Below are 20,399 nucleotides of genomic sequence, written 5' to 3' on the forward strand. Positions count from 1 at the left end.
TATGTATTCCTTCTAAACATTATAGCAAAAATACCTCCCGGGAGAGAAAAAAGTTTGCTTTCTGTGATAGAAAAAGAACTTTAGTCCCAGGGTCCGCCGCTTTTCCCTGCAGTGCTGCTGCACCCTGACACAACAAAAAGAGCCGTCCCGCCATATATTGGCATTGAAACGGCTCCCGTCACCTTATTTTATTGTTCACTCTGCATAGCCTGTTCTGCCGAATCCCGCGCATAATCGCTGAAGGTAGACAGTACGCTGTTATACTCCTCGATATCCTGCACACGGATGCCGTCATGCAGCTGCTTCCAGATTTCCTCCGGCAGGGCGGACTTCATTGATCCCATATCCATTTGAAAAAAAGTCTTGAGCACCTTCTCGCCGGCCGGGGGCCCTTTGAACAAAGTCAGATTTCCCTGCTCGTCCACCCCGATATAGGCCTCCCTTTTGGTCAGCGGCGATAAATCATTGACTCTGCGCTCCAGCCACAGATCGCCTTCCCCGCTAAGCCAGCCGTACCATTCGGGATGACCTGTAATCAGCTCCTTGAGCTGTAAAGGACTTTTCACACCGGGCAGACTCTGCACTTCCTCGCCGCTGACATAAATCGTCTTGAGATGTACCCTCCGGTCAATCCCCTCTTTACTGACGGCCTCCAGCAGCTCCCTATGGTCTATGCCGGAATTACCGTCTTCACCGCTGCCCCCGGACTGGCTGTACACTGCAGCTACCGCAGCTACACTGCCGTCCGCATCCGGGTGATTGTCCAGGTCCTGCCATTCGTTTAATGCGCTGCTTACATTCATGGCCGGATTGTCCAGCAGCCCGCTGATCTCTTTCTTTAACTGCATCCCGCGCCAGGCCAGTATCGTCACAAGCAAACATGCCGCTCCCACCCAGAGCGCTTTTCTCCAGCGTCTCCACCGCCGCCACAGCTGTTTTTTCAACCGGAAACCATTCACTTTAATCCCTTCATTCTGCTTTTTCACCTATTGTGACCTGAGAAAAGCGCAATTATGCGCTATACCGGAAATTCATCCAGCCTCCGGTTTCATAGTGCACAGGTCTGCGGTTTGAGCAGTATCTGACGGAAAATCACTTCAAAACTTATCTTTATCAGCTATCATTTGCTATACTCTATATCAGTGGTTAGGAAGTAAAACTAAAACAAAGGGGATTTCCTTGATGATCATTCAGCCCAAAACCCGCGGCTTTATCTGCACAACCGCCCATCCTGAGGGATGCGCCAAGCAGGTGGAGCAGCAAATCAACTATGTAAAAGCACAGAAAAAACTGAGCGGACCTGTGAATGTGCTCGTTGTCGGCGCCTCTACCGGATACGGACTGGCTTCCCGCATTACCGCCGCTTTCGGCGCAGGTGCCAACACGATCGGCGTATTCTTCGACAAAGCTGCAGAAGGCTCGCGTACAGCATCCGCCGGATGGTACAACTCGGCTGCGCTGGAGAAGGTCGCTGCAGAGCAGGGCCTGAAATCCTTCAGCATTGTGGGAGACGCTTTTTCTAACGAGATCAAGACCAAAACCATCGATCTGATCAAAGCCGAATTCGGCACCGTTGACCTCATCGTATACAGCGTAGCTTCTCCTCGCCGTACCCACCCGGTTACCGGAGAGACCTTCTCCTCCGTAATCAAGCCTGTCGGCAGCGCTTATACGAACAAAACGATGAACTTCCATTCCGGTGAAGTGTCCACAGTGACCATTGAGCCTGCGACTGAAGATGAAGTCCGCCAGACCATCGCCGTTATGGGCGGTGAGGACTGGGGCATGTGGATCGACCAGCTTCAGGAAGCGGGAGTTCTTGCCGAAGGAGCAACGACGGTGGCGTATTCTTATATCGGACCGGAAGTGACCCACCCGATTTATAAGGACGGAACCATCGGCCAGGCCAAAAATGATCTGGAGAAAACAGCCATCGCGCTGAATGAAAAGCTGGGTGCAGCGGGCGGACGTGCTTTTGTATCCGTCAATAAAGCGCTCGTAACCCAATCCAGCTCGGCCATTCCTGTCGTGCCGCTATATATTTCCGCCCTGTACAGAGTTATGAAGGACAAAGAACTGCATGAGAACTGCATCCAGCAGATGTACCGCCTGTTCGCCGAGCACCTGTATAACGGCGGCGAAGCCGCTGCTGACGGCAGCCATCTGATCCGGATCGACGACTGGGAAATGCGCGAGGATGTGCAGGCTGAAGTCATGAAGCGCTGGAGCGCCATCGAGACCGGCAATGTGCCTGAACTCGCCGACCTTCCGGGCTACCAGGAGGATTTCTTCAACCTGTTCGGCTTCCGCACCGAAGGTGTAGATTATGAAGCAGACACCGACCCTGCAGTGGATATTCCTAATCTGGTTTAAGGTTTTCACGTGTATAAAAAAGAGCAGCATTCTTCCCTTTACGGGAGGATTGCTGCTCTTTCGTTTTGCCCCTTATCAGAGATCTTGTTCCTTTAGCCCGACTTCATTTACTTTTAATCTCTGTGATAATAATGCTCCGGTTAACATCAGGATCGCAGCAAAAACAAATATGAGCCTCAAGCTAATAATGTTTGAAAGTATACTTGCTAACGCAATGGATAAAGTCCGAAGTGAATTCACAACAAATCTAGTGGATGCAAATACACGTCCAAGGATCTCTTTTGGAAGCTTTGTCTGCAGTGTAGTCCTTATTCCATTGGGCGCTGAAGCAGCTCCTAGTCCCATGATCAGATAAGCCAGTAATATGATGTACAAGCTATTGCTGAAGGCAGCCAAAGTTAATGCCAGCCCTAGCGCACACATTCCAAATAAAATCAGTCCATAACTTGAGAAAGTATTCTTTTGCCGCATAATAAAAAAAGAGCCAATAACAAGACCTACCCCCTCGAAAGTCATTGTCCATCCGTAGCTTTCCGAAGGTAAATGCAAATATTCACTCAAAAGTATAATAACCAAAGGACCTGTGGCACCTACTGCAATTAACAACAACCCCCATATCAGAGTTATTCCTTTCACAAGAGGATTGGTTGTAACCACCTTTAATCCTTCTTTAACTTCTTCTGTGAACTTTGTACTGGCTTCAGCTGTTTTTCTGCCCGGAACATACTTTACAATCGTTATTAGGATAGCCGACATAATGAATGCAATCAAAACCGCAGAGATACTCCCTGTTGTCCCGGCAAGTGCTATAAAGAGACCCGCAACAGCAGGTCCAAAAATCATATTTACTGAATCTACAGCTGAAAAAACCGAATTTAACCTTGATATATTATTCCTGTCTGTTATTTGCGGAATGATAGAACTTAACGTCGAGGAACTGATCTCATCACACACCCCAAGGATAACCGCTACCGCATAGATCGTTTCAATCGACAGATTAAATAAAAGTAAAGCAACCGCCGCAGCCCGGACAAGGTTTACCGAAAATAAGATATATTTTTGATTCCAGCGGTCAATCAAAGCTCCTGCAACAGGCGTCAACAATAAAGAAGGTATAAACTGCAAAATAAAAAATCCGCCTACAGCTATAGACGATCCTGAAATTTTATACAGTTCTACAATTATACCTATGTCGAATATATAAACAGCCAATGAGGAGAATATGTATGTCAGAAGCACAGCTATATTATTCTTGTTAATTAATTTAGCAGTTGGTATAACGGGATGATGCGCGCTTCCCAAAATAAACCTCAAATAAACCTCACCTTTCTAATCGCGACATTATATTTTTAAAAAATATTAATTAAATTCCGTTTTTTATTCAATAAAGAGGATCGCAAATACTTTCACTATAATTTTTGTCATAATTTATCTATTCCGCTAATATTTAATTGTTTGTACAAACGCAAAAAAGGCAAAGGATGATCTCCTTCACCTTTCAAACTTTATTTGACGTAACCCTGGTTCAACCGGCCACCGCCGACCGGATCTGTCTTGTATAGAACACGCGGACTACAAAGTAATACATCAGCTGAATGATAAAGAACAGGCCGAGCACCAGGGCAGATTCCCGGAGCAATGAATACTGGAACATGTGGGACAAGGTAGCCAGCGCCACAGCGCCATGGATAAGTGCCACTGTGATGGGTGCGAAGAACAGCAGGCTGATCTGGCGGTTCAGGATCCGGCCAAGCTCTTGCTCACTGAGTCCAAGCTTGGAGATTGCCCTGAATTTCTGCTTATCCTCATCAAGGTCGCTGTACAGCCTGAAATACAGAAAGCTGCCTGCTGACACAAAGAATACAATCCCGATAAAGAAGCCGATGAACATCATGGGCCCGAAGGTCTCTTTGGTTCTGTTGATCTGATACTCCATCGGATCGAATACGTAAGCTTCGGAATAAGGCAGCTTGTTCAGCAGCTTTCCGCCTGCGCTCTCAGCCCCCTCCTGTCCGGGCGGTCCGTGCCAGGAATAATAATGATTCACACGGTCCGGATCTCTGAGCTGGTCCAGCAGTTCATCGCTGACTACAAGATAACCGCTGACACCATTGACTACCGGGGAGAGGACGGCTTGATCTGCTTCCACCACTGCACCCGTCTGCAGCTGTACAGGCTTGTTCAGCAGCTTTCCGCCTGCATTCGACAGACCGTAATCAACAACCGCTGCTTTGCCTTCCGTCAATTCTATTGCCCGGTAATCCATCAGCTCCGCCAGACGGTTATATTCGCTTTGGCTTACCAAGGGAATGATGTCGTCCCCGGCCGCAGTCCGGTAGTAACTAATCTTAACTTCAGCCGGCACGGCTGTTATTCCCGCCTCCCTGATGCTCCCGTTAATCAGCTGCACATGCTCCTGTTCCATACGGTCGTCTTCCATAGCCAGATAGGTGAACAGATACGGGTTCTCCTTAGGAAGCGAACCGAACATCATGGACTGAAATCCGTACAGCGCTCCGATGGCGCAAAAGGATACCGTAGAAATAATGGCAACCAGAAAAAATGACCGCGCATTATCCTTCATCCGGTAAGAGAGGTCGGAGAACAGCAGCATATTTGTCCTGTACCAGAAAAACCGCTCCTGTCCCTTGAGCTTCCGGATGACATACACACTGAGCTGTGTAAACAGCAGATAAGTTCCCATCGTGACCATGATTACGACAGGCGCAAGCAGGATGACGGCTTCCAGGCCTTCCGCCTGCAAAGACAGGAAGTAGCTGATGCCGATTAAGATCACCACCAGCAGGGACAGCAGAAGTGAGGCTTTCGGCTCCTTTTTGGGCTGACGGTCAGACTTGATCAGGGTAATCAGGCTGCCGCTGCGCAGAACGGCTGAAATAAACAGGGAGATCAGCACAAATAACAGCAGAAAGGACACCAGTGTAAGCAGAATGGCCTGCAGCGGGAAATAGAACTGCAGGTGATCTTGGAGCGCAAGCACATTTTCCCCGGCCAGCAGTATCCCTTTTGCAAACACCAGTCCGAGACCAAGACCGCTCAAGGTGGCACTGCAGCCAATGATCATATTTTCCAGAAAAATCATCTTCCGCAGCTGACCGGTGGTCATGCCATGCAGAATCATAAGGCCGAATTCCTTTTTGCGTGACTGCAGAAATGCGCTCATGGAGTACAGTACAAAGAAAAAGGAGAATATGTAAATAATCCACCGCGAAACGGACAGGGCTACCATTGTGCTTGAATTCGTCTGCTCCAGGCCGAGCATCGGATGAAAGGCAAAGATAGAGAACGTAAAGAACACCATTACCGTGAACATGCTGCTCAAAAAATAAGCGGTGTAAAGGCGTTTGTTGCGGGTGACATTACGGAATGCGAATTGACGGAACGTCATTGCCGTATCCCCCCAGCAGCGAGAGTGTATCAATAATCTTCTGGAAAAAGCTCTGGCGGTTATCGCCGCGGTGAATTTCCGTATAGAATCTCCCGTCCTTAATGAACACCACCCGGTGACAGTAGCTTGCCGCCACTGCATCATGAGTGACCAGCATCATTGTGGTCCGGTTCTCCTGGTTGATGCTCACCAGCATATCCATAACATCCTTGGCCGCTTTGGAATCCAGGTTGCCTGTAGGCTCGTCTGCAAGCAGCAGCTTGGGGGAGTGGATCATTGCTCTGGCAATGGCCGTCCGCTGGGCCTGCCCCCCTGAGATCTCATAGGTACGTTTGGCCATAATTGAGGAGATCCCCAGCTTACCGGCAACAGCCTGGGCCCTCTGTTTCATATCCCGGACTGAAGTTCCGTCGAGCGTCAGCGGCAGCACGATATTTTCCTCCACAGTCAGCGTATTGAGCAGATTGAAGTCCTGAAACACAAACCCGAGCTCACGCCGGCGGAACACTGCCAGATCATTTTTGCCCAGACGGCCTATGTTTTTGCCGCCGATGATAATTTCGCCGGTCGTAGGACCGTCGACTGTGGCGATCAGGTTCAGCAGGGTTGTTTTTCCGCTTCCGGAAGGTCCCATAATGCCTACAAACTCTCCCTCAGCGATAGTCAGATCAATGTCCGTCAACGCCCGGTACGCGACATTTCCTTCATATATTTTGCTGACCTGTCTAACTTCCAGCATAAGGTTATGTCTCCTCTCCTGTTCCATTTTGGAATGTCATTAATATACCGGGGATGCGGGATGACAACTATCGATTTAGGTTTCACTTTTATTACATGGATGTAAGCTAGGCATTCGCTGCAAAAATCAGCCGGACCGCAGTTCCCTCACCAGCTGCCGATTCAAGCTCAATCCGGTGACCGAGACGGTCAGCCGCCTCCTTCGTCAAATACAGTCCCATTCCGGTAGATTCCCGCAGTCCACGCCCGTTCTCACCGGTAAAAAAGGGATCAAACACCCGCTTGAGATCTGACGCCTGTATCCCTATCCCCTGATCCCTGACCTCTACAACCGCCGTATTATCATGCAAATAACAGGCAATCCATATTTTTTTGTCTCCGGAGGCTTTGCCTGCTGAATATTTGACCGCATTGTTCATGATTTGCGACAGCATGAAGAACAGCCACTTTTCATCACTCTGGACGGAAATGGAAGGGTTCATCGCCTGCACCTCGGGAAAAATCCGGTTGCGGATCAATTGCCGCTTGTGATCATGTATCACTTCATGGATAAGCTGCGGGAGAACGACCTGTTTGATATTAAAATCCTTCTCGAATGCCCGCAGCCTCGCCATGTACAATACCGTGTGCAGACCGCTGCGCATGCGCTCCAGCTCCTCACGGATACTTGCGAATTCAGGCTCATCTATGTTTTGCACCGTAAGCTCAATGACGGACAGCGGCGTCTTCATCTGGTGGACCCATTGATCGATAAAGGTCAGGTGCTGCTCCTGCTGTTTGGTGACGGCTGTCAGCTGCTGCATGGAATGGCGGTAGTGGGTATGCAGCAGCTCTTCAAGCGCTTTGGACACAGGGGCATTCCCGATTCTCTGATAAGCTTCGTCCAGCGTTTCCAGCGGCCTGCTCAGCCTGAGATAATAGCGGCGCCGGCTCACGAACTGGTAGACCAGATAACAGCCTAGAAAGAAAAACCCTATAAAAACCGAATACAGTGCAGTTGAAAGATGACGGTACCCGTCGAGCCAGTAAATGGACAGCATGGCGCCAAACTGGATGATTTGAACGGCAATCAGCAGCAGGTGCTCCCGGATAAACAGCTTCATCCGCTGTGCTCTCCCCAGGTGACATTCAGCTTGTAGCCTGTCCCCCTGACGGTCAGCACGGCTTCTTCAATGCCAAGCTCCTGGAGCTTTTTGCGGACCCGGGTGATATTTACGTTAAGTGTGTTCTCATCTACAAAAGCCTGCGGATCCCACAGCTTCTCCAGCAGGGCTTCCCTGCTGGCCACCCTCGGATAACGCTCCATCAGGCTCTCTATAATATCCGATTCCTTTTGGGTCAGGGTCACTACCGATTGCCGAAGCTGCAGCTCCAGCCTTTCAGGATACAGCGTAAGCCCGTCCTGCTCCACTACCGTTTCCGGACGTACTGCAGCATACTCCCCGTAGGCGCGGCGGAGATGGCTGTGAATTTTGGCCAGCACCACCCCGGAATGAAACGGTTTGGTAATATAATCATCGCCGCCGTTCTCAAGCGCCATAATCTGGTCCATTTCCCCCTCACGCGCCGAGATAAACAGAATGGGACAGGTGGATACCCGGCGGATCTGGCGGCACCAGTAATAACCGTCATAACTCGGGAGATTCACATCAAGCAGCACGAGCTCCGGCTTCACCTGCAGGAATTCCTCCAGCACCTGCTGAAAATCCTCCACCAGGACCGCCGTGTACCCGTACTTTGCAACAGCTGACTGCAGGAGCTCCGCAATTTTCGGATCATCCTCGACAATCATAATTTTGGACATGGATACAGTTCTCCTTCATAACCTACTGGAGGGTAATCAATAAATCGGGTATCCCCACACGAACAGGCCCAGATACAGCAGGCTGCCTGCCCCGCATAACACGGTAAGCGCACTGTCCTTTTCCTTATCCTTGGTGAGGAGCACGACTGCAAAAGCCAGCGGGAAGGCAGCGGTCAAATAACGCGGAGCGGACAGCAGCCAGGTCGGACCGGTAACAAAGACAAAATATACGATTAAAAAAGCGGTATAGGCGGGATGCAGCTTCCCGGCGCTTCTGTACATCACGTAGAGTGCAGTAAAAATGGTAACCAGGTTCGGCAGCCAGAGCCCCAGAAAACTGCGGCTGTCCCCATCCTTGAACGTCCCCGCTGCATATTCCATCTGGTATCTCACGGTATCAAAAAACAGATACTGCTCCTGAAACCAGTGCTCTTTTTGGTAAATGCTGAACTGCAGCGGATTACCGTGCACGGCATAATTAATGTACAGATAGGCAAGCAGGCCCAGCGGAACGACAGCCAGACAGCCGGCCGCAGCTGCAGCCATGCGCAGAAAAGCTCTTTTATCCACATGTCTGTAGCTTTCTGACAGATGACGGGCGAGTTCGATAAGAATGGGCACCGCCAGCAGCACCCCGGGAGAACGCGTGAATCCGGCCAAAGCAGCGCACAGGCATCCCGGCAGCCATTTTTTTTGCCGCACTAAATAGATCGATAATAAGGATAACAGTAAAAATAGCGACTCCGTCATCGGTATAAGAAAGAAAAAGGCCGCCGGAAAAATAAAAATATATTTTACCACACGGAGCGCTTCTTTCCGGTCCATGTCCAGTGCAGCCAGCTCATAGGCCACCAGTGCCATAGCAACAGCGCAGAGATTGGAGATGGTAAGGCCTGCGGCGAGGTAATTGTCTGTGAAGAAATGAAAGGCTCTGATCAGGATTGGAAAAAAAGGCAGGAACACAATATGGAATCTCGGATCGCCCTCCGTTACATACCAGTTCTCGGCTATGCCCAGATAAGAGGGCACATCAATCCCCGAAAGATGCCATGCCTCATTAAACTGGTCGAACAGGCTGCCGGAATATCCGTTCTTCAGCGTATGAAAGGCATAAGCAAGGATCAGCAGCAGCACCCGGCTGAGCAGCACCCAGGCCACAATCTTTATCCAGGTCTGCTTCCGCAGGTTCTCTCTTGTCTCCAGCTTCGCATACTGCGGGTTTCGTCCGGCTGCAATATATTCCGTCAGTACGGGGATTGCACGCAGGCCAGTCATTATAAACAAGACGTAACAGACCACGGCGGCGGCTGTACCCGGCACCGTCCAGTTCCCGGCATGAAACGCCCAGTACCCTCCTGCAGCCAGCATGATGACTATAAAAAGAATAGATATCCCTCTGTTGAACTTCTCCATTTGCTCCCCCTTGTGATTATAAGCCTTAGTTATTTCAGGATAGTCTAAGTAATTTTTACCACAAGAGAGGAAGATTGTCTTTACCCTATTTAACTTTATATCCGCGGCCGGGACGCAGGGCATACTTAAGTAAAACCGCAATACAGCTATAGATGATCACAACAAACCAATATATCTCCCGGTTTATAATAATCTCAAGAACAATTCAGCGATATTATGGAGGTTATTATTATGGACTGGAAACCGGCAATTGAACAGACGCTCATTACCACCCGCCTGAATATTAAGCGCTTTGGGGAGGCTTTTCCGATTGTAAGCCGTGGAGACGGCAAATATCATTTAACAGACCAGACGGACTGGACGGAAGGGTTCTGGTCGGGGATTTTGTGGCTGAGCTACGAATACAGCAAGGACCCGGAAATTTATGCCGCTGCGGTCAAAACGGTAGATTCCTTCCGGAAACGTATGGAGGCACAGCAGGCACTCGACCATCATGACATCGGCTTCCTCTATTCGCTGTCGGCCAAGGCCCGCTGGATCGCCGAACAGGATGAAACCTCCCGCCAGCTGGCACTCCAGGCGGCCGATGTCCTGATGCAGCGCTGGCGTCCAGCCTCCCGGATATTTCAGGCCTGGGGGCCGGAAGCAGATCCGGATAACGGCGGCCGGATTATTATCGACTGCCTGATGAACCTGCCGCTGCTCTACTTTGCCGCAGAGCAGACCGGGGACCGCCGGTATGCCGAATGTGCAACTATCCATGCGGAGAAGAGCCGCCGGTTTCTGGTAAGAGGCGATGATTCTTCCTATCATACGTTTTACTTTGACCAGGAGAACGGAAATGCCATCCGCGGCGGCACCGCACAAGGCTATCAGGACGGATCGACCTGGACACGGGGCCAGGCCTGGGGCGTTTACGGCTTTGCATTAGCTTACCGTTATACACGGGAGGAACGTTTTCTTGAAACGTCAAGAAGACTGGCCCTTCATTTCCTGGAGCATCTTCCGTCTGACCATGTTGCCTACTGGGATTTCGAGGCTCCGCAGGAAGAGGGGAGTCCGCGCGACAGCTCGGCTTCAGCCATCTTTGTATGCGGTGTCCTCGAACTGCTGGAGCATTTGCCGGAGAGTCATCCGAATCGCGCCTTGCTGGGCGAAGCGGTGCAGAGGTCCATGGATTCCCTGGCCGGGAACTACTTTACCGCAGGCGACCTATCGGAGGAAGGCTTCCTCCGCCACGGTTCATATTCGGTCAGAGGTAATTCCTCTCCCGATGATTTCATGATCTGGGGCGATTATTTCTTCCTGGAGGCGCTGCTCCGTCTGGAGCGGGGAGTGCCGGGGTACTGGTACGGACGTTAAGCTTTACCTTTGAACGGCAGGCAGGCTCCCGGAAGGAGCCTGCCTGTTTGTATGTTAAATTATAGTGCGACTACTTGTATATGGTGTCATGACTCTCCACTTTGCCCTCTTCATCAAAAAGCAGCTGCAGTAAAGCAACCTTCACTCCTAATCCGGCAGTCCCGGTGTAGTACAGATATTGCATTGGGGGTTCAGTTAATTTTTGATCGGGTTCTCCAAGCAAGTCCACAATTTCGCTCTCTGTCATCCCCTCAAGCTTGAACTGGCTTGTTAAATTGCTTACCATGCTGTCTCTCTTCTCCGGTTCTGTCAGCCACGTGTCCCGGTCAAAGCCGCCGCATGAACATAGAATGAGCATCATTACTATAGAAAGAATCACCTTCAGCACTATCGCATCCTTTCAAATGGCAGAGCTTAATGGCCTGGTTTCTTTTTGGTTCCCGGCTAATTATACTGGAAGTAACATCGATTCATAGAGGAGTCTTTCATGAACAGGAACGATTCTCCGCCTCAGGAGCTGGAGCCCGGTTTGTTTATGTATAAATATAAATACGAAGACGGGGAAGCCCACTGGTTTCACGCGCACAGGGGAATTGAAATGCTGTATATCTACAGCGGTCACGGCGAAATTATGGCCGAGAACGAGACCTACCCGATCCGTGATCACACGCTGGTCTGGTTTCAGCCCTATCAGCTGCACCGTGTGCTGGTTCCTCCGGAACAAGGCCGTTCCTATCTCCGGACTAACCTTACCTTCGACCCCGGATTTATGGAGCATTATCTTTCCGCTTTTCCGTATATGGAAAAGTTTTTCCGCAGCATGTGGAAAGGCAGCCTGCAAAAGCCGGTTATATATGACATGCAGGACAGCCGCATCCCTGGACTGCTGGAGGAGTTACATCATCTTATGGGCAGCTCCGCAGAGGACAAGGAAGAACACGCCGGGTTTCTGCTGCTTCAGCTGATCCGGCTGCTTCAGCAGCATATGTCCGGAGTGCTGGCCGAAGCGCCGCAGCTCCAGTCACGCGGGGGTTCACATGTCGGACGGATTACCGAATGGCTGGATGAGCACTACAGGGAGCCCTTCAGTCTTGAAGCACTCGCTGCCAGCCTGCATTTGTCCCCTTACCACATTTCCCATGTCTTTAAGCAGTATGCCGGCATTACCCTCTCCGACTATATTGTCCAGCGGCGTGTCCGTGAAGCCTGCATCCTGCTTGCCAATACGGGCAAGTCCGTCGGAGAAATCGCCATGGAAGTCGGCGGCCTCTCCCCCTCTTATTTCAGCCAGATGTTCAAAAAGCTTAAAGGGATCTCCCCGGAGAAGTACAGGAAAAGTATACGTTAGAAAATGGCGGACGGAATGGCGGACAGATAGCTAGCAGAATTACGGAGACATGTGGAACGGCAGTCATGGATGTGAACTTGAGGCGGGCCTGCCACAGCAGCATAATTGAGGTATTCGCCGGCCTGGGCAGGCTATCCTGCCTTAGTTACTTAATGATGAATAGCAGGCGCTGTATATTAGTTGCAAAAAAATGCCCTTTAGCAAAATGGACGCAGCAGTAGCCATTTACTAAAGGGCATTTGGATAGTGCGGGCGCAAATCTGCTGATCACACACTCTTTATATGGGGGCTAACGGACAACAGATCCGTTATTTACAAATATAATGCTCTTGGTGGAGGCTAACGGACACCAGGGGCGTTATTTCCTCATTTTCAGGGCATATTGCTGCCTTTCCGGCGAAATAACGGAACTCCGGTCCGTTAGAGTATGTGAAATGCTCAGAAGCGTTGGCACTCTGCCAAAAGAGGCTCTAGTTAGTCTACTGGAACAGCAGCGGCTTGTGATATCTGCAGGACACTACATAATGACTTCTACTTTGACGGATGAGCGTCCGGGATAAGCGGGAAGAATGCTGCCTTCCAATGGTTCACCGTCGACGGTGATCGAGGTTACGCCCTTGCATACCTTGCTGGAATTAGTAACCGTAATCTCGTAGACACAGCCTCTAAAGCGCCGCTTCACCGCAAAGCCTTCCCAGTCTGCGGGGATGCACGGGTCAATGGACAATCCGTCCAGCACCGGCTTCACGCCCAGAATATATTGGGTAACGGCAACGTACATCCAGGCGGCTGTACCGGTTAGCCAGGAGACGTTGGCAAGGCCGAACTTGTCGGATTCCGGACCAAACAGATTGGAGGCATAGACGTAAGGCTCTGCCTTGTAGCGCCACAAGCCTGCTTTATCCATGGCTACATTCGGCAGCAGCTGGCGGTAGTATTTATAGGCCAAATCTCCCCGCCCTAGCATACATTCCGCGATAATCGCCCAGGTGTTGGCGTGGCAGAATACGGCTCCGTTCTCGCCTGTCCCCTTATTGTAATTGGTCAGCGGATCGGCAGGATCGGGGAAGGTCGTGATGGACGGGTGGATTTTTTTGATGCCGAGCTCTGTATCCAGCATTTCGCGTACGCTGTCCATAGCCTGAAGCCCCTTATCCTGGTCGGCCATGCCGGACATGGTGGCCCAGGTCTGGGCGTTGAGCCAGATTTTGGCCTCGTCATGTTCATCGCTGCCGAGGAACCGTCCGTCGTCCATAATCGCCCGCCGGAACCAGCGCCCATCCCAGCCGATGCTGTTGACCAGCTTGCGCTGGCTCTCGTACATCGCCTCATACCGGGCAATATCCTCCGGATGGCCTGCGGCCGCGGCAAGGTCGATCATCCGCAGCAGTACCGTTCCCAGCTGCATTGAGGTCCAGATGCTCTCCCCCCGCCCCTCGCGGCAGACCCGGAACAGCTGGTCATTCCAGTCCGAACGCAGCATCAGCGGAAAGCCGCGCGAACCAAGCCGGGACTCCGTGAAATCAACCGCCATCTTCAAATGCTCATATACTGTGCCTTCTCCGCCGTCATAATACGGCACTTTAGCATTCAGAAAGCCCGCATCGCCGGTTTCCGCCAGCAGATCCCATGCCGCAAGCCCAGTCCACAAATGATCATCAGAATGGATGCTGGTTACCGGCTCCCAGCCCTCGTTCGGAAAGAAGTAATGATTGACATGCCCGTCCCTGTACTGCTGGCCGAGCAGAAGCTTCAGCTTGTCAAAGGCAAGCTCTGTATCAAAAGGCACGACTGCCAATATATCCTGCGAGGTGTCCCTGTAGCCTACACCGCGGAAGGTGCCGGTAGCGTAAAAGGAAATATTGCGTGAAAACAGAAAGTTGCGGTGGGCCTGGTACGGGTTCCAGATGTTGACCATCCGCTCGGCATCCTTATCCGGCAGCCGGCTGTCCCACGCGCCCAGGTAATGGACCCAATTCTCCTTCAAGGCCTGGAATGAGGCTTCTACGAAGCCGGCTTCCCGGGAGCGGGCGATGGCCCGCGAGACCTCCGCCTCATCTGCTGCCGTGCCAAGAAATACATTAATCGTCCGGCTCTCGCCCGGTTGCAGCGTCAGGCGGAACTGCAGTGCGCCGCATGGATCGCCTCCCATCAGCGTCGATCCGGTGCAGCCGCCGTGCTCAACCGCCGCCGGGTCCGTTTCACTGCGGTAGCAGCCGATAAATTCCTCGCGGTCACCGTCATAACCGGCAAGCGGCGTATCCGCAGCCAGATAGACAAGCGGCGTCTCTTCAGGCTTGGGCTGGTTCTCCACCCCGTACCGGTATACCAGCGCCTCCGATTCATCATACTGCACCGATACCTGATGTTTGTTGTAGCACTGCCACTGCAGCTCACGCATAAATTCCATCATGCCGAACTCGGCGTAGGCGTAGATATTCAGCTCCTGCGGAGCAGCGCCGTGATTGGTTAGGGTCAAGTTCCAGATCAGCAAGTTTTCGTAAGGTCCGACAAAATACACAGTTCGGGCGGCGATATTGCCGCGCTGCGCCTCAAAACGGGTATAGCCCATCCCGTGCGCACTTTTCCATTGGTCCGGTTTCGTAAGAGCCGGTTCGCTGGTCGGACACCAGTAGCTGCCCGTTGCGGTATCCTGCACATAAATGTAAGGACCTGAACGGTCCATCGGCAGATGGAAGAAACGGTAGCGCGTAATACGCCAGATCTGCGGTGATTTATAAAAGGCGACGCCGCCGCCCGCATGCGACATCATCGTATGGAAGGTTCCGTTCGACAGGTAGTTCATCCACGGCGTCGGGAGATCATGGCGCTTAAATTCCACCTCTTTTTCATCATCCCTGAACGTGTAGTAATCCTTGGGATCGGTATAGTTGGCAAGCTCCGCTTTCACCGGGCTTCAGCTCCTTTATGATGGTATTACGGTTATTTGGGCTCAACCTCATCCAGGGTCAGCCGGTACTCCAGGTCTTTCATGTAAGTACCGTCCGGATTCAGAAAGGCCAGGCCAAGAGTCAGGTCGCCGCCGGTTCCGTGAGCGATGGCAATCAGCCGGTTGAGCCCCGTATTAAGGATAAGCTCCTGCTCCGGATTTACCACACGGGCACCGTTCAAATAAATTTCACAGGATACAGCGGTATTCAGGCGCAGGCGTCCGGGGCGATGCTGTCCGGCGGTGTCCGGTTCTTCCGGTACATGCACAAAACAGCTGAGAAACCACGGATCATTTCCCGCATTGGCTATACGCAGGGTGCCGTCAGCGGCACGGCGCTCTTTTTTCTGCATCCAGCCGTAGAGGCCTTCCCCCAGATTATTCAGCGAAAATTCCGGATCAATGTAGTAGGCCTTCATCTCGCTGTAATCGGCATGCGGCGGACAAGGCAGCGCCATCATCGTCTCCACGGCCCACTCCCCGTCTCCCTTTACACTGCTCAGCAGTCCGTCATCAAATGACGCGCCCAGATTGCTTAGCAGCCTGCTGTACAGCCGGACGGCCTTGTCACTGTCAGGGACCGGCAGCAGCTGGGAGCAGATTACGGAGCCTGCACCAAGCTTTGCTTCAGCCATGAATACACCGGCCGGGCGGGCATTGTTGCGGTTCAGCTCCACCAGGGCAAGGCGGCTGTATTCTGCGGTGTATCCATGCACAAAGTAATCCTTCCAAGCCGTGCCTTCCACGCTTGTGCAGAGGATGCCCGCGTCAGGAATGTCCAGGCTGTGCATCCCCAGCACATGGTTTTGGACCTCACGCGGCGACAGGAACACCTTGTCAAATCCGAACAGGTCGACAGGGCTGAACCCCTGAACAGCGGCGTGACCGTAATCCGCCGCCAGGTGATACGCCTCGTGCGGCACCACACGCACGGGCCGGTCCAGCAGGCGGGCAAGCACCGCCTGCTGCTGTTCCTCAGCCGGCAGCAGCAGCAGCTGCCCGCCGGCTTCGGCATGCCGCCGGAGCGCGTCCGCCGCTCCCGGCTGCTCCAGCACGCAGGCTTCGGCCACGATCAGGCCGAAGTCCTGCAGCCGAAGGTGCGCCGCTCCGCCCGGCGCACCTTCTGCGAACGGCGCTGCTGCATCCAGCGCCGTGTACCGCAGCCGCAGCTTCCCGAGGAAAGCTGCGGCCTGCCCGCCGGGGCGCACCAGCGCCGCCACCGGCAGGGCCTTGGCCCCGGCGGCGGTGCTGCCGCCGGCGTAGGCCAGCAGGTTCCGCAGCAGCAGGCAGGCCTGCGGAACCTGCTCCAGATTCGCCATCAGCTCCAGCTGGCTGGCGAGGAAGAGCCCGGTCCCGCTGCGGTATTCCAGCAGCGGAGACCACAGGTCGCCGCCGTCTCCAAAATCACCTGCGCTGCACTCCAGCAGCAGGCTAAAATCGCCCGTCACCGGCTTCTCGAAAGCGGCATGAATAATCGGCTCCGGCCCTTCTTCATGCAGCTCTTCATGCCAGAACATGAAGTCCCTGTCGCCGAGCCCTTCCAGCACAGGGTGCCTGTAGCTGCCGGCATAGGCCCGGAGGAACGGCCGCCGCGAGAGCGGCAGCTTGCCGAGCGAAAGACTGTGCTGCTCCAGCAGCAGCAGCCTTCCGCCCCGCGCGGTGAATGCCTTCAAAAGCGCCTCCAGTGTACCGTCCTTATCCTCCGTATAACTGCCGACGATGAGCAGACATCCGGCGCTCAGCCCGGACAGCCCGGAGCGTTCTGTCCGTTCACAGCCTGGAACCAGTCTGCTGATATATCCAAAATCCCGGTCCGCTCCCAAGTAGACCGTCTTCCGCCGGATATTCACCGGCTGGTTCAGCAGATCCCCGGACACCATTCTGTACTCCAGGCGCAGCTCATGCACCTGCCGCCCGCCATGGAACAGCAGGGCTGTCAGCTCCGCCTGCTCCCCGCCGCTTGCCGGACCAGGCATCCATGTAAAAGAAACCACCTTATGCTCTGCAGGTTTTTGGCGGAAGCTGAACCTTTGTTCGTGGACACTTTTACCGTGCTGCCGGATCACAAATTCGGCCGTGACCTCCTGCTCCGCATACGTATCGTTATATACATCAAAGCTGCGGGTAACCGGCTTATGATCATAGAAGCAGGCATTATACTCCGCCGCGATAATGGTTGCCGGCTTGAACGCCTCAGCCATTATGGCAAAAGCCGGGTTAGGGGAGTAAAGCGGATATTCCTCCGGCAGCATTCCGTTGTTGATCGTCAGCGAGTAGGCCGGAATCAGCTTCGGCTTCACTCCGGGCTCACCCGCTCCGGCGGACGGCAGCAGAATGTTCTGTTCCGGCATCGCCCGCATAAAGTAATGGGCAAAGTTAAAGGTTGAAATTCCGGATACCCCCTGCCGCCTGGCGTACTCTACAAAAAGCCGCTCCTTCTCTGCAAGCCCTGCTGTACTCTCATCCGTCCCCCGGTAAGCCTGGAGTCCTGTGTACATGCTGCTGTTCTGCGGACAAATATACCACCAGCCGCCGTGCTCCCCGAACGTCAGCGGAACACTCCGGTCCCACTGGCTGATTGTGCCGTCAATATTGTAATGGCGGCTCTCCACTTCGGTATGGGCCTTTGACAGCAGCCGGTTATCTCCTTCGGCGATAATGGCACGGGTAGGATCAAGCTCACGGATGTCCGCCATCAAGCCGGGCATATACTGCTTAAAGCCGTCCCGGCCGTCCACCCAGCGCATTTCGTTCTGCAGGCTCCAGAGAATGACGGACGGATGGTTTTTGTCGCGCTGCACCAGCCGCCGTACATGCTGCCGGCAGTTCTCCACATAGGCGGGATGGTCTGCCAGCATGGATTTACCCGAGCCGTAGATCGCCGTTTCATCGACAATCAGCATGCCTTCTTCATCAGCGATCCGCAGATAATCGGCCGGATAGGGCTCGGCGTGCAGCCTGATGGTGTTAATGCCGGCGCTGCGGCATATACGGTACCAGCCCCGGATGTAATCCTCCGTCATCTGCAGTCCGCCTTGAAAATGCCAGGAGTCGCCGCGCAGATTGACCGGAATCCCGTTCAGCATAAACTGCGGGCCTTCACACCAGAATTCACGGAATCCGAAATCCTCTCTGCGCCGGTCGACAACCTCCCCGTCCTCAACTAGTTCCAGCACTGCTGTGTACAAAAAAGGCTCATCCGGACTCCACAGCCTTGCGCAGCTCCAGTCCAGGTTAAAGGAGGCTCCGTATCCCTCACCGTCACGTGCATTCTCACAAAGTCTAAGTTTATGCGCTGCGGGAGGCAGGGCCGGAACAGCAGTGCATTCAGCGGAAAGCACCGGACCACTGTGCAGAACGGGGGTGTCTTTCCCTCCGGTTCCCTCTTGTTCAAAAGCAAACTTTGGTCCGACTGGAGCCTCTAGTACCTCGTTGATATCAGAAGTTCCAAGACTTCCTTGTGCTCTATGCTCTTTCTCTGCCTTCAGCAGTTCTTGTCCCCCATGCTCTTCCTTCCCTCCCGGTTCCGAAGCCTGCCGCAGTACCCCCTTCTCCCACACGCTCAGCCTTACCGTAAGCGGCCCCCGCACTGCGCCTGTGTCCGGCCCGGCTGCAAGGGCCTGCACCTCAAGCCTGCCTTTCCTCACAGAAGTACGGATCGTTACATCCTCCAGCGACAGCCGGGGATAGCCCTCCAGATACACATCCTGCCAGATGCCCCGGCTGATCCGGCCGTACCAGGAGCCCATGAGTCCGGTGATTTTGGACATGCCGCCCGCAAGCGTCACAGTGTCGAAACTGCTGCACACTATATGCAGGTGATGTTCATGGCCCTGCTCCACCATGGAAGTAATATCAAGCCGCAGCGGCAAATATCCGTCTTCCCATACGCCAGCCTCTTTGCGGTCAATATAAATAACGGCCTTCTGCATAATACCGTCCAGACGGAGCACAATCCGCTGCCCGGCCATACGCTCCGGAACCCGGAACATGCGGTGAAGCACACCTGCTTCAGCTGCGTCCCATTCCTCCGGATAACCGTGAAGATCAAACGGGGCATAATCATATTCAGGGATTTTCCCGAAGCTTTTGCCGCCCGGAAGCGGATAGCTCCTTCTCCAGCTTGACGGCACCTGCAGCTTGCGTGCTTCATAGAGGATTTTTTCAGGCAGCCTGCGGCATTGCGGCTGATCATACAGGGGCATGAAATCCCATTCCCCGTTCAGACATAGCAGATTACGCATCTCTTGTTCCCAGCTTTCCGGCGAAGGAGCGGACCTCAAGCACCGGCGTAAGCTTGCGCCACAGCTCCTGGCCTGCAGGTGCTCCCTCCCATTTAATAAAATGCGGCTCCATTACTTCCGCCCAGTTATCCGGACGCAGCGATGTCTTCAATTTTCCGGCATAAGGGGCAGGCTCGCGGGTATCCGGCTGCTCCGCATAAAAAAACAGCACATTCTCATGCAGCCCGATCACGCCATACTTATCCCCATCCCCCGGCCGTTCCTCCTGGTACTGGTAGTGGTAATAAATGTAACTCGCAGTTTCTTCGGGCTTGAGCAGCGCCAGCCGTCCGTAAGGCCTGCTTTCAGTACTGCTGCGTTCCCAATGCTGTGCTGACACCGGCCGCTGATAATGAAAAATATCCGTCAAAGCCGCCCAGCGCCGCCCCCTGTTTCCTCCGGGCCAACCAGCCAGCCTCTTCGAAGCTTCCGGCAGCAGATCTTCCGGCGGAACCGGCGTCCCCAGGCATTCATAATAAAGAAACAGCTGGCTGCCGCAGCCAAACAGGCTTAAATGATCCACTTGGGCACGCTTCATAACTTCAATTAGTGAACTGGAGACCTCACGGCTCTGAAAAAAAGCAGTTGTATCCTCACCTTCCAGCCCTTCTGATCTATAAATACAGCGCTTCATGCAGCACCTCCTGTCGTTAGCTTCCCCTTTATGTTACCGCATACAATTTTGTCCCGCCTTGACGATGCTGACCTTGTTTAGCACG

14 protein-coding genes are annotated in these 20,399 nt (G+C 53.2%); 3 read left to right on the forward strand and 11 right to left on the reverse strand.

Annotated features, from left to right (window positions below; genetic code table 11):
• Window positions 1-188: 188 nt before the first annotated feature.
• Complete coding sequence (locus tag C2I18_RS05430) at window positions 189-944, reverse strand: BofC C-terminal domain-containing protein (RefSeq protein WP_249900258.1); 756 nt, start codon at window positions 942-944, stop codon at window positions 189-191.
• Window positions 945-1,182: 238 nt separating this feature from the next.
• On the opposite strand from C2I18_RS05430, the gene fabV reads away from it, so the two are divergent.
• Window positions 1,183-2,373, forward strand: a complete 1,191-nt coding sequence (gene fabV, locus C2I18_RS05435) for an enoyl-ACP reductase FabV (RefSeq protein ID WP_249900259.1) — start codon at window positions 1,183-1,185, stop codon at window positions 2,371-2,373.
• A gap of 75 nt (window positions 2,374-2,448) precedes the next feature.
• Here the strand turns inward: fabV and C2I18_RS05440 are convergent, their stop codons facing one another.
• The 6 genes from C2I18_RS05440 to C2I18_RS05465 form a co-directional block, all read right to left on the reverse strand.
• Entirely contained in the window at window positions 2,449-3,687 is a 1,239-nt protein-coding gene (locus C2I18_RS05440; RefSeq protein WP_249900260.1) for an MFS transporter, read from the reverse strand.
• A gap of 211 nt (window positions 3,688-3,898) precedes the next feature.
• Window positions 3,899-5,782: an FtsX-like permease family protein gene (locus tag C2I18_RS05445; RefSeq protein WP_249900261.1), complete on the reverse strand. Its 1,884-nt coding sequence runs from the start codon at window positions 5,780-5,782 to the stop codon at window positions 3,899-3,901.
• Window positions 5,754-6,521: an ABC transporter ATP-binding protein gene (locus tag C2I18_RS05450; protein ID WP_249900262.1), complete on the reverse strand. Its 768-nt coding sequence runs from the start codon at window positions 6,519-6,521 to the stop codon at window positions 5,754-5,756. The genes C2I18_RS05445 and C2I18_RS05450 overlap by 29 nt, the downstream gene beginning before the upstream one ends.
• A gap of 106 nt (window positions 6,522-6,627) precedes the next feature.
• Window positions 6,628-7,623 (reverse strand): sensor histidine kinase, encoded by a 996-nt coding sequence (locus tag C2I18_RS05455; protein ID WP_249900263.1) that lies wholly within the window; start codon window positions 7,621-7,623, stop codon window positions 6,628-6,630.
• A complete protein-coding gene (locus C2I18_RS05460; protein ID WP_249900264.1) occupies window positions 7,620-8,324 on the reverse strand; it encodes a response regulator transcription factor in 705 nt (234 codons plus the stop codon). The genes C2I18_RS05455 and C2I18_RS05460 overlap by 4 nt, the downstream gene beginning before the upstream one ends.
• A 36-nt stretch (window positions 8,325-8,360) precedes the next feature.
• On the reverse strand, window positions 8,361-9,737 hold the full coding sequence (locus C2I18_RS05465; protein ID WP_249900265.1) for a hypothetical protein: 1,377 nt from the start codon (window positions 9,735-9,737) through the stop codon (window positions 8,361-8,363).
• Between the two features lie 231 nt (window positions 9,738-9,968).
• On the opposite strand from C2I18_RS05465, the gene C2I18_RS05470 reads away from it, so the two are divergent.
• On the forward strand, window positions 9,969-11,099 hold the full coding sequence (locus C2I18_RS05470; RefSeq protein ID WP_249900266.1) for a glycoside hydrolase family 88 protein: 1,131 nt from the start codon (window positions 9,969-9,971) through the stop codon (window positions 11,097-11,099).
• A gap of 70 nt (window positions 11,100-11,169) precedes the next feature.
• On the opposite strand, the gene C2I18_RS05475 is transcribed toward C2I18_RS05470, so the two are convergent.
• Window positions 11,170-11,460, reverse strand: coding sequence for a hypothetical protein (locus C2I18_RS05475; RefSeq protein WP_249900267.1), 291 nt, complete (start codon window positions 11,458-11,460; stop codon window positions 11,170-11,172).
• Between the two features lie 126 nt (window positions 11,461-11,586).
• Here C2I18_RS05475 and C2I18_RS05480 point away from each other — a divergent pair, with 126 nt between their 5' ends.
• Window positions 11,587-12,447, forward strand: coding sequence for a helix-turn-helix transcriptional regulator (locus C2I18_RS05480; RefSeq protein ID WP_249900268.1), 861 nt, complete (start codon window positions 11,587-11,589; stop codon window positions 12,445-12,447).
• A 517-nt stretch (window positions 12,448-12,964) separates the two neighbouring features.
• Here the strand turns inward: C2I18_RS05480 and C2I18_RS05485 are convergent.
• From C2I18_RS05485 to C2I18_RS05495, 3 genes are read right to left on the reverse strand one after another with little or no spacing between them, the layout of a single operon-like run.
• Window positions 12,965-15,358, reverse strand: a complete 2,394-nt coding sequence (locus C2I18_RS05485) for a GH36-type glycosyl hydrolase domain-containing protein (RefSeq protein ID WP_249900269.1) — start codon at window positions 15,356-15,358, stop codon at window positions 12,965-12,967.
• A 32-nt stretch (window positions 15,359-15,390) separates the two neighbouring features.
• A complete protein-coding gene (locus C2I18_RS05490) occupies window positions 15,391-19,641 on the reverse strand; it encodes a glycoside hydrolase family 2 protein (RefSeq protein ID WP_249900270.1) in 4,251 nt (1,416 codons plus the stop codon).
• The gene (locus C2I18_RS05495) at window positions 19,634-20,314 is read right to left on the reverse strand and encodes a hypothetical protein (RefSeq protein WP_249900271.1); all 681 of its coding nucleotides are present in this window, start codon (window positions 20,312-20,314) and stop codon (window positions 19,634-19,636) included. Before C2I18_RS05495 ends, C2I18_RS05490 begins: the two co-directional genes overlap by 8 nt.
• Window positions 20,315-20,399: the final 85 nt, after the last annotated feature.

Source organism: Paenibacillus sp. PK3_47, assembly GCF_023520895.1.
GTDB lineage: Bacteria > Bacillota > Bacilli > Paenibacillales > Paenibacillaceae > Paenibacillus_AQ.